This is a genomic window from Pseudomonas sp. A125, from assembly GCF_055409485.1.
The window spans coordinates 1-11,100 of the sequence record NZ_JBUZVP010000059.1; the positions used below are offsets into that span (position 1 = coordinate 1).

The window sequence follows — 11,100 nt, forward strand, 5'->3', positions numbered from 1 at the left end:
GAATGGTGGCGCGCTCTTCAACGCTGAGTTCGGTATAAGACATAGGGGCAGCACCGTACCGGAAAGGTCAGGTGTTGCACTCAGTTTTTGCCGCCGCCGTGGATTAATGCTTGGCTGGACAGTTTCAAGCCAGAGCCAACTTGACTATAAGGTACTGAACTACACAACAGAAATTTGTAAAGATTATGTAGCCACGGAATGGAGCCAGCATATACATCACGTTTTCTTCTTTTTGGGTTCATGGCACTCCAGTGCAAAGAGCGCTATAAAACACAAGGCGATCACCCACCATATACTGAAATTGGCTACAAAGTACACGGCAATAGGAATGACGATTAGGCACAACACCGTTAAAAAAAGTATCACTTCAATGAGCATCATTTATACCTATATATGAATTCAAGATTTAGATAGAGCTCACCAACCCACTCCAACCGTTAATATAACGGCGACGACCTCAGGTTTCAAGTCCAAAGCAAATTACGGATTCAATCTTGACTTCTCAAATGATGATGACAACGTTCTGCATGCAGCCCCAAATTACCAACCCATCGGATGCCTTGTCCGTGCGCTCATGAACAATCAATTTGAAGCAGCGGCGCCTAGCTGACCATCGACTTTTAACACGACGGCCAGGAGTATAGGCTTGCAATTACGTCATCATATCAATGCGCTCCATCGTGATGTGGTGCATTTTTCTAGCGCATGGAAACAAATTACATCTGGTATTACACTAAGACCTAAAGACCGCACTTCGCCTTCAATCCAACTCCCAACAGACATTTTGAAAAAATAGTCTGACCGTTACAGTCACCTTTGAAATCTCTATTTTTGCCTTCGAACCGCTCATGTTCTGTATTAACGCTTCAAAAGGAGATTTCACAGATAGCCGGAGCGCAGTTCAAGGTGGCTTTAACTGAAACCTGTTGGGAAAGAATCAACGGATTGGTAGACTTAGTATCTGAGACTGAAACCTAAATTCTGATCTCCGCCTCGCAATAGCACCTCCTTTTCTCACCAAAGGCGCTTCAGGCAGAACAGATTCAGAGAGCTCTAGGCTGGACCACTACGGCATTTGGATCTCGAGTCTTGCCAGTAACGCAATCGTAATCATATGGAGCACCAAATGAGCCTCATCAACGAATACCGTACCATTGAAGCAAATATCCTCGAATTGGAGGCCCGTCGAGAAGCACTCAAGGGTGACCCGAAGCTTCAAAAAGAGATCGAGTTTGAAGCCAAGTTGAAAGACCTACTGGCTTCCTACGCGAAAAATCTCCGCGACGTGATCAATATCCTTGATCCGCAGGCTTCCGCGAGCAAGGTTGCCAAAGCGGTGCCCGGTAAACAGGTCCAGCGAGCGCCACGCCAGATAAAAGTCTACAAGAATCCACACACCGACGAAGTTGTTGAAACAAAGGGTGGCAACCACAAAATTCTGAAAGAGTGGAAAGCTGAGTGGGGTGGTGATGTAGTCGAAGGCTGGGTATCTGTTCGTTAAAAATCTCGCGGCCACCCATACAGGCCAGGGAGATATCCCTGGTTTTTATGACAGTCAGGGCACGTAGTGATTTTCTTCGCTATTGGGCGCTCCTAACAGAGCCAAAATCAATTAGGCTGGCTCGCCACCTTCGAGATACAAGGTCTAGAGCAAACACATTTGTTAACCATGTTTTTTCCAAAAGTCACTGTTAAAAGTAAATCCCTAGGTCGATTTAGGGCAGAATTCGATCATCTATAACGGAGCACACGCATGAAGTGGATTAAAGGAGTGATTCTCGGCGCGTTTTTGCTGGTGGTCACCGGCGCTGCCCTGGGTCTGTTTTATGTTTTACCGCAATACGATGTGGTGGCCATCACCGGCGTCGAGGTAAAACGTGTGGATGATGACGGCGTCATTAATGCTGAAAACCCCGCGGACGGCCCTACCCGGGATGTGTATTTCATTAACACTGAACACCCAACATCGAAAAACGTAATGGTCTATCGCAATGAAGATACCGGGTGGAGTTTTCCGTGGTACTTCAAGTTTGACGCGGCCGATGTTCAGGCAAAGGCCCAGGGTTACTCACGAGATGCCCAGCAGCTGGCTCTCATTCGTTATTACGGCTGGCGCATTCAAATATTGTCCGTGTTCCCAAACATCACAGACATCGAAGCCACGAACAGTCGCGAAGAGCCGTTTCCTTGGTTCAACACGATTTTCCTCACCGTAGGCACGCTGCTTATTTTGTTTGTGGTGTTTTTCCTGCGCCGGCGATTCAAGCGCAAGACCAGGGGCGAAGTACTGGGTTGAGCGGTTGAACCACTCGCCTTTTCAGCTTGGAAGATCGTTAGCCGCAGAATGAAAAATGCCAGTCAGTTACCTGACTGGCATTTTTTGTAGGTGAGATTCTTTTATCCGGCCTGGCAAAAGCAAGCCAGTCAGCGCTTTACCATTTCACACTGACGTCGCAAGTCGTCGTTTTTGATGCTCCCGCAACTGCCATTGCCAGTCTTGGCGTAGCACAAGTATCGCTGATCGTCGTCACGGATACTCGCGCAACTCCCGTTGCCTGTTTCGACGTAGCAGGCGTTACGCAAGTCGTCATTGTTGATGGTTGCACAGCTTCCGTTGCCCTCTTTCACGTAGCAGTATTTGCGTTTGTCATCATCACGGATACTCGCACAACTGCCATTGCCGGCCTCCACATAGCAGGTAGCGCGCAGATCGTCGTCCTTAATGCTCGCACAGCTCCCATTCCCCTCTTTGACGTAGCAGTAGGCGCGTTGATCGTCGTTGTTGATGCTGCCGCAACCGGCGTGAGCGAAGCCGCTGAGCACCAGCAGCATTACCAAAATAAACCTCATCCCACCCTCCATGAATTGCCAAACGCTACCTCGAACTGTCCGTAGCAGCCGCGTCGATTACCGTGGTTCGGAGCAAATGAAGGTCAGCCGCGGGCATCCTTTCGGAGGTCGTCCAGTTCGTCGACAATGTCCTCATCGCGATCCTCGAACGCCTTGGCCATATCACGCTGCAGATCCACCTGGACGTCCATGGATTTTTTTGCCAACTTCATGCCGTCCTTAGAGCCCATAATAATTTTCATCGCCTGATCAGGATGCTTGTTGGCCTCGATCATCAGTTCGAGCTCGTCGGCATCAAAGTGATCTGCGTATACCTGGACCAAGGTATCTTTCAGTAGGTCCCGGGAAATGTTGTCCTCAATCACGGCCTTGATTTTTTCTGGCGCGACTTCGCGATATTTGGATGCATAACCCGACGTGGCGACTTGCACTACCATCTTGTATTGGACGTCCATGCCCATCAACTTGACCAGTTCTTCAGCTTTGTCCTGGCTTGAATCGCAAGCGGCCAGCAGCACCGAGCAGAACGCCGTGATTGCCCATTTGGAAACCTTCGTCATGAAATGCCTGCCTTTGTCTTGAAATTTTTTTGGTGACCGTGGAGTACGGCGGATCGCACTCCAGGTTCTAGGAAATGTGGTGATCAGTTCGTCTCAAGCGTGAAGCTTTTGCTCACGAACAGGCCGGAAAATAACGACTTGTCTTCCTTGAAAATGTAGGACTCTTCAAACTTGGCATCGGTGGCTAGCTTTTGAGCGATCGCGCACTCCGAATCGCTGTGATCCTTGCCCTTGACTCCAAAGTCACTCTGATAAACTGATAGGCCTGTTTCATTGCAAAAGCCGGTGAACTCCTCACGCCTGGTAGCGGCCTTGAATTCGTCGAACGACTCCTTTAACTGGTCGAAGCCCTTGTAGGTCAGCGAGTAGCTGGCCACCTTGGTCTTACGAGCAAAGTCACCTGCGGCTTCCGCAATTACGGCCTGGCCCATGGACGTACTGTAAGCCCCCATGATGAAGCCACTTAGCGCGCTCTTGAGTTGCGCCTGGACATCGTCAAGCTCTGGGATGGACGCAAATTTAGCCTCGCGCACAATCCTGCCAACTTCACTGCCGTCATTACGATGCACCACTACAAACTCGACCGAGCCTTCGCCGTCGCTAGAGCGCGTGAGCTTGAAGTCCAAGTCAACTTTGGTGCCGAACTCCCCTGTAGCGCCGGTGATAAATGCACCAGTGAACGGCAGACGTTGGACGATATTGCTACCCCACGAGTAGGGCGACTTGACCACGCCTCCGTACTGATCCATCTCCGCGCGCGGCTGGATCTCATCCGCTACTTCCGAGGGCAGGACCACATCTGTGCCTTTGTGCGACAGGTAAGGAGTACTCATGTCCATGCCCAACAATTGGACATGAATCTCGCCCTTCTTGTTATCACCTTCGCGGCTAACCTTGAGGGTGTCGGCCTTCAAGTAAACGCCACCGGCACGACCTCCACCAGTACTGGAAGAAAGCAGATACCGTGACCATTCGACCAGGGCAGACTCTTTTGCCCCGGAGTCCATTCCACCGAGCAGCCCCAGAATCCCTTTCAGGAATTTATCTGCGCCGTTGGTCTCTGCCGCAACCAGGCGGATTTCTGGTGTTTCAACGGTGACGTTTCCCGACCAGAAGGAATAGGAAATATCTCCCTCGCTCAGGACGTTCTCGAGGAAGTACTGTTCCTTCATCTCATCGTACTGGCGCAGCGCTTGCTTCTTGCCGGAGCTCGATAACCCCACACCAGCTGCAAGAATCGCAATACCGGCGACCGCAGCGGCGATGAGGATGTGCTTCTTGTTCATCGTTTTCATAGTCGGTTGCCTTACTGAATTTGAGCAGATGCTTGCTGCCAATCAATCACGTGCTGCTGAGAGACTGCAGGCGTCCAGTTGAAGTCGATCCCGGCGCTAGGAAATTCCTTGGCCAGTACGGCACCAAATGACACTCTGTCAGCACAGTGGTCTTGCTTGCAGGCCTCAGCCGCGCCAGCGGTATACACGCGATACGTAGGAACGGCGCGACCGTCTTCGAGCGCCAGGAAGGGTGTCATGTTTGCCGCCGGCAGCACGTACCACTGGCTCTCCAGTTCAGCATCAGCCTGTACACGCCCCTTACGTGGGAAGTCGACCTCGTAGAAGTCGCCGCTCTTTCCAGTGACGTGAATCATCATCGGCACAGCGGACTTTGAAGAGCTCGGGTCCTGCATTGCGATCGGCGATGGGAAGGTGACTTTAATACCAGCCATCTGCGCCAGCGCCTCAGCCTCCCGACCTTCGAATTCCTTCATCCCGGATTTGAGTTGTTCGTAACGCGCCAAGACGCGTGTGTGCAGCTCTGCCATTTGCTGCTGCAGACGACGTACTTCTCTCAGGCGGATCTCCTCGCGACGCAGGGCGAAGTTATTCCCTTGGCGAGCATCGAAGTAAAACTCACCACGGTTCTCGCCCATACGCGTTTTGAGAATGCTGTCTTTGGTTTCCGACGCGTATCCCTCGGGGTAAAGCGCTTCGAAATTCTTGGCGAAGAAGAGGTTCGACAGGCCGACGGTCGTTGGCGACGTTGCCTTCACCAATTGGTAGACCTCAACCACAGCGCGCTTCAACTCAACCGCATCAAGAGCAAATGCCTCATCTGCAGTGATCACTACATAATACGGATCACTGGAGAACGGCGACAGGACACGGTAGTTGGGGCGCTCAAAGGCCAAATACACCTTCATGCTACGCGCATGCAGTTCACCCAACTGAAAGAGTGCTTGGTCTGCCCGGCTATTCAGGAATGAAAGCGCCTTGCCTTTCACCGCTGGGACCAGTGCCTGGTTGAACATAAGACCGCTCGGGTGCACGGTTATTTTTGACCAGGTATCACCGCGATAGGTGTTCGGTACCGCCCAACGCAATTTGTCATAGGACCCCTCGGCATAGCCCGATGCAGAGCAAGGCATGGCGGGTGTCGACGCAAAGGACAGACTTGGATCGGACTCATCAGTTACCGACTTACTGATAACCCATTTGCATCCACTTCCGTCGGTAATCCCCATCAGGTTCCGGTTGTCCAGCACCAATGAGCGGCCGAAGTCACCGGTAGGAACGGCGGCAACAGCGGCCGGCGCTTCAGCTGGAGCGGCAGGCTTAGGGGGGGCGGCTGGAGCTGACTCCACAGGTACTGTGGCCACGGCAGCTACAGGGGCAACCGTCACAGGTACTTGAGCCACCGGCACCGGTTGCACTGGCACGGGTGAAGCCTCTGGTGCTGGTTGTGGTATCACAGGTGCCGTTACAGGCGCTGGGGCCGGTGCAGCAACCACAGGCGCTGCACCGGCAGGCTCAGTAGGCGCAGCGACGGCTGGTAGTACAGATGCAGCCGCCACAGCTGCTGGTGGAGTAGGAGGAGAAGCCACGGGGGCTACCGAAACAGCGGGCGCGGCAGCGGCCGTAGCGGCAGTCGGTGAAGTCAGCGTGGCCAGGCCCAGATTACTCGCATTGCCCGCGCCGGTGGCGTAAACCGCCCCCTTTGCGTCGACTGCTTTCCAGGTGACCTGGGCCGTCGGGCATTCCTGGCCAAGAATATACGGGAGCTTCGATAGAAGCGTGTTCAGCGGCTTCTGGTCATCCCAAGTTGGGCGCTGCATGGTGATGGCCACTTCTGGTTTGCACCAGGATGTCGCCTCACCATCAACGTTCACCTGGATCTGTTCTGTCTTCGAGTAGGCGAGCTGGTGTGCCCAGGCTTGCGGCGCGATGCCGCAAGCACCCACTACAAGGAGAGCGAGTGCGCGGTTTTTCATGAAGATCCCTTAGATGAGTTCCCAGGTGCCGTTGGCTTGTTTGCAGAAGGTGTTCTTCTCCTGCACAGTGTTTCCGTCGGCCGCTTTGAGGCTCACGGTCACCGGCCGGCAAGACGTTTCAGCAGCGACCTGCTGAGTTGGCAACGTCGGGATCGAATCGAGATCGAAGGCCCTTGTTTCTTTGTCAACAGCGACGTTCATCTCGTCCAGGTTGGCCGCGGACTTCACACGCTTCGCAACGGCTACTGATTTTGGTTCAACCAAATCTTTGTGGACGTAGCCGACAGTTACACCCTTGCGGCCGACAAGAATCCAGTCGCCTGTCGAACCAACGGCAGTGAACTCGGTGCCAGGTTTCAAACCACCCACTTTGTCTGCGCCTTTTTCAGGCGCGGCGCGCACATTCGAACTACTTTTGGTGACGTACTGTTCGTTGATGAGCTTCATCGAAGGGACGGCGACGATCTTCGGAGCACGTTTCACTTCAACCGTTTTGGTTTGGGTGAACTCTTTGCCCTGAACGATCTCCGCCGACGCGCCAGAATGGGCCGATGTCCAAGACACGGGCAGACTGGACCCGCTCGGCGACGCGTTCAATGCATCTTGCGTGCGTTGTGCCAGAGCCTGCTGATCCTGCTCATCGAGTTTTGCACCGATTTTGTTACCGATGTAACCGCCCAGTGCACCGCCGACAAGGGTTGCCACGATCCGTCCGTTGCCTTTCCCGATGAACTGCCCGATGACAGCGCCAGCAACGACACCCACTGCGGTACCAGCCTGTTGCTTGTTGATACCCAACTCAGCGCAGCCAGAGGTTGATGCTGCGATGGTCAATGCCAGTACTGAAACGAGAAACTTTTTACGCACGGTGACTCTCCCTTTGTGTAGGTCACTCTGCTTTCAGCAGAGGCCTTGTAATGTTGTAAAGCATTGCTTCTGAGGACATGGCCCAATGGAAAACGGTGGCAAGCACAACTGGCTGTTTGCCCAAGCTCCTGAACGCATCTCTATAACCGGGGCTATCGACAATTGCGTTGCCAACAACGAGAGGCAGCATAACGATCGAAATCACGGCGACCGGTCGAACGAAGCGAATTCGCCCGGGGAGGCTTCGAAGCGCCTCAATACCCGAGATGATCAAGACCACAAGACTGATGCCGCCGAAGAACAACCCGCTAAGAAGGGAGAAGGGGATAAACCACATATTCTTGAGGACGTTCAAACCCTCAGCACCGTGGATGTCGGTGTGAGCGACCTCATAGGCCATGTTGTCGGCAATGCCAGGCAGATAAGCCTGGTACTGCTCTCGCGTAGCCAGAAGGTTCATGCCCTTCACATAGAGAGGACCGAGCTTGATCTTCGCCATGTGGCGAACCTCGGTCGTGTTGGCCAGAGCATCTCGTGCCCGCACACCGGGATTGATTGACCGGGCGTACTCGTCGATAGTTGGTTGGTATTCCAAATCTGCTCCAGCATTCGGCCATTTGATCGGTCGCCACTCACTCCCCGAGATGCCTCCCGCACGAAAACCTTCGAGCTGTGCATACGCCCTGCTGATGTCACTGATGGTGGGTACGACAGTTTCTTGCAGGCGCTCGTATAACGCGTCTCCATTACGGACGGTGTAGCCACGAAAAACAGCAGCTGAAAAGCCTTGGAAGTTCCTGTCGATGCGCTCGACGTAAGAGCCTTGAACACTCATCAGAACGCCGAGGTTTGCTATAAAAGCCTTCCCCTCTCCCTGATCCTTGTAAGCCTTATAGGGGATCTGCGGAATAGTCAGGGAGTCATAGAGCAATCCCTTTTTGGTGACGTATGCGTAGAGGCTACTGACCCGTAGCGAGCCGGGGAACTGCTCTGCGATCCAATCCGGTGCCGCACCCTGAAACCACCACGTTAACGGCGTAACGACAAGTGTCGATGCTCCGAGCCAAACCCACAGCACCCTCCCCTTGCCTTGGTATCGTCGATAACAGATTCGCCATACCAGCAAGCACATACTCGTCGCCGCCAGGATCTGGCTATAGGTCTCAAGGACTTCGAGTTTTCGGAGGGGGATATCAGCGCCAGCCATGTTGAGCAGCTCGGCGTTGAACAGCAGACTGCAGATCAAATAAAGGGCGTTCAAAACCACAAGTGCGATTAGCATCCAACGGGTCCTTGTCAGAAATTAAACGCCAGACCCTGGATGATGAGGGGGAGCGCAAATAGATGTAGCATATTGCCATCTAGGAGGAGACCGCACCACTTAAAATGCCTTGTCGAATTCCGGTGCAGAACGCCGGGCAGATGTTTTTGTTTCCTACGAACAGAACTTAACGGGACTGAGAGGACTTTCAATGTCGCGCACAACATTCCCTCTCGTACGTTCCAAACTTGGGTTTCAGACGGTGTGTAAATGGAGAATGGATGTCTCGGCGGTCGCCAGCGGCCAAGCCGTTAAACTGCATCAATGCGATCAGCACCAATGAGGGATGTTTCCCCATTGGCCGGCCTTCGCGCTCAAACAACAAAAGCGCAGCGCATGAACAATGCGTTACGAAAACCCATGGAATAGGCGGCATGAATTGAATCAGTCACTCAAACCCGGCGAGAACACAACAATCTTTTCCTCCCAAGGGCGGGTGGAAGTTACCCATGCGGCAGGTAACAACCTAGACGTGAACCTTACTGCGTTTTTGGTCACCGATACTGGCAAGGTAGTGGATGACAGCGGCATGGTTTTCTTCAATGCACCCGAGCACTCTTCAGGCGCGGCGACATTCGCGCCCCCGGTCGCTCGTAGCGACACGGTGAGTCACAGCATCAGCTTCGACTCGTCTCGACTGCCTGCCAACATAACGAAGATCGCTATTACTTTGACGCAAGACGGCAGCGCCGGCGGCTTCGAAGCAGTCAAAGACCTACGCGCTATCGTCATTGCCGGGGACCAAACCCTGGAACTGGCACCTGAGCCCTTCTCACAAGAGACGGGCATCATCGTGCTTGAGTTGTACGTCCGGAACGGCCAGCTCAAAGCGCGATCTGTATGGCAAGGTTTCGCCTCAGGTCTTGCCGGACTTTGCGGGTTTTATGGCATCGAAGTTGAAGACGATGCATCCTCCGGGCAGGCGGTAACACCTGCACCGCCTCCGAAGCCCGTCAACATCGCTAAGACCGTGGTAAAACTGGACAAGCCTGGCAGCAGCCACAAGGTGTCACTCGAAAAAGGGCCGTCAGCTCCAAAGGTAATTCGCGTCAGCGCTACGTGGGTTGATAACGGCGACGGATCTGACAACGACGACCTCGATCTGCGAATCGGCATCCTTCGCCCTGATGGGCGAATGTCCATCATCCAGGCACCTGACAAGCGTGGGGCTTTTGACGTCGATCCCTTCGTTTTCCATACCGGTGACGTGGTCAGCGCCAGCACCTCAGCTCCTGGTATTGAAACCGTCGAAATTAACCCAGCAATCTCGCAGCTCATGGGCGGCAAGGTAGCGCTGGTCTGCAGCGTTTATTCAGCAGTAGATAACGGTGCGGTTTCGGTGGCATCGCTGAAACCTAAGATGCGGATGGAGTATGGCGACCAGGTCGTGGAATGCGCATTCGAGTTCAAATCCGGGTTTTTTAGCTCAATGGTGTATACCTATGTGATCGGGCAGATCGAAATTTCCCAGGACTTTGTCCTGCTTAGCCCGTCCGGAGTTACCTCCAAAGCCGGCAGCGAAGCCACCCCGTGGCTGACTCGAAAGGGAGACAAAATTGAGCTGACCATGGACGGCCCACACGTATTTAAAGGCCACCCAATCGAAAGGAGCGGCAAAAAACAGTATGTCTAAGCTTTCGTGCTAGCAGGCGCTTTCAGCAGATTCATGCTTGACAAGTAATCCCGCGACGGCACACGGCCGCCGCGGGATTTCTATTTTGGTTGTATGCAAGCATCATCGGCCTCGTCAACCCATGATGAATTGCCCCGTGTCCTCGAGAGAATGAACAGTTCTTCCCATAGGAATTTCCCGCTGCGACCTCATTGGCCGTATAAGACTTGCAGAAACATCGAGCGCCGTTAAGTTTAAGCCTACGGATATACCAGCCACTCCTGTGAAAATGGCTGTATCACCTTGGCCGTTTCATAATTAGGCGCTCTAATCGTCACAAGGAACCATGCATGCAGATCACCCAAGGCCAGCGTATGCCTCTGGCAAATATTCTTCCCGGTCTCTCATTCACTCTCTCGGTCAACATTGAGAGCCCCAGCGCAATCGACTTCGTATGTTTCGGTGTCGACGAACATGGCAAGCTTTCTGATGATCGCTACATGGTCTTCTTCAATCAGCCGGCGGCGGCAAAAACTGAGTGCAACACCTGACCTTTCCGGTACGGTGCTGCCCCTATGTCTTATTCCGAACTCAGCGTTGAAGAACGCGCCACCATTCA

General features: G+C 53.3%; 10 protein-coding genes and 1 pseudogene. 5 read left to right on the forward strand and 6 right to left on the reverse strand.

The features are described 5' to 3' along the window. From ACZRN6_RS35930 to ACZRN6_RS35940, 3 genes are all read left to right on the forward strand, one after another. Positions 1-397 (forward strand): hypothetical protein (locus ACZRN6_RS35930; protein WP_464009926.1); only part of this gene is annotated, 397 nt, incomplete at its 5' end. Positions 398-1,126: 729 nt separating this feature from the next. After that, positions 1,127-1,501: a histone-like nucleoid-structuring protein, MvaT/MvaU family gene (locus tag ACZRN6_RS35935; RefSeq protein WP_078465790.1), complete on the forward strand. Its 375-nt coding sequence runs from the start codon at positions 1,127-1,129 to the stop codon at positions 1,499-1,501. 252 nt (positions 1,502-1,753) lie between these two features. Beyond that, complete coding sequence (locus ACZRN6_RS35940) at positions 1,754-2,296, forward strand: DUF1523 family protein (protein ID WP_078465791.1); 543 nt, start codon at positions 1,754-1,756, stop codon at positions 2,294-2,296. Between the two features lie 128 nt (positions 2,297-2,424). On the opposite strand, the gene ACZRN6_RS35945 is transcribed toward ACZRN6_RS35940, so the two are convergent. From ACZRN6_RS35945 to ACZRN6_RS35970, 6 genes are all read right to left on the reverse strand, one after another. After that, on the reverse strand, positions 2,425-2,850 hold the full coding sequence (locus ACZRN6_RS35945; protein ID WP_078465792.1) for a hypothetical protein: 426 nt from the start codon (positions 2,848-2,850) through the stop codon (positions 2,425-2,427). Between the two features lie 83 nt (positions 2,851-2,933). Continuing rightward, positions 2,934-3,410, reverse strand: a complete 477-nt coding sequence (locus ACZRN6_RS35950) for a DUF2059 domain-containing protein (protein WP_078465793.1) — start codon at positions 3,408-3,410, stop codon at positions 2,934-2,936. An 83-nt stretch (positions 3,411-3,493) separates the two neighbouring features. Continuing rightward, positions 3,494-4,705: a hypothetical protein gene (locus ACZRN6_RS35955; RefSeq protein WP_169904192.1), complete on the reverse strand. Its 1,212-nt coding sequence runs from the start codon at positions 4,703-4,705 to the stop codon at positions 3,494-3,496. 11 nt (positions 4,706-4,716) lie between these two features. Next, the gene (locus tag ACZRN6_RS35960) at positions 4,717-6,681 is read right to left on the reverse strand and encodes a hypothetical protein (protein ID WP_169904191.1); all 1,965 of its coding nucleotides are present in this window, start codon (positions 6,679-6,681) and stop codon (positions 4,717-4,719) included. A gap of 9 nt (positions 6,682-6,690) precedes the next feature. Further along, a complete protein-coding gene (locus ACZRN6_RS35965) occupies positions 6,691-7,548 on the reverse strand; it encodes an SH3 domain-containing protein (RefSeq protein WP_078465796.1) in 858 nt (285 codons plus the stop codon). Between the two features lie 22 nt (positions 7,549-7,570). Continuing rightward, positions 7,571-8,830, reverse strand: a complete 1,260-nt coding sequence (locus ACZRN6_RS35970) for a hypothetical protein (protein ID WP_284184504.1) — start codon at positions 8,828-8,830, stop codon at positions 7,571-7,573. Positions 8,831-9,248: 418 nt separating this feature from the next. Here ACZRN6_RS35970 and ACZRN6_RS35975 point away from each other — a divergent pair, with 418 nt between their 5' ends. After that, entirely contained in the window at positions 9,249-10,502 is a 1,254-nt protein-coding gene (locus ACZRN6_RS35975; protein ID WP_169870814.1) for a TerD family protein, read from the forward strand. Positions 10,503-10,831: 329 nt separating this feature from the next. Continuing rightward, positions 10,832-11,029 (forward strand): annotated as a pseudogene (locus ACZRN6_RS35980) (TerD family protein); the annotation flags it as partial. Positions 11,030-11,100 lie beyond the last annotated feature (71 nt).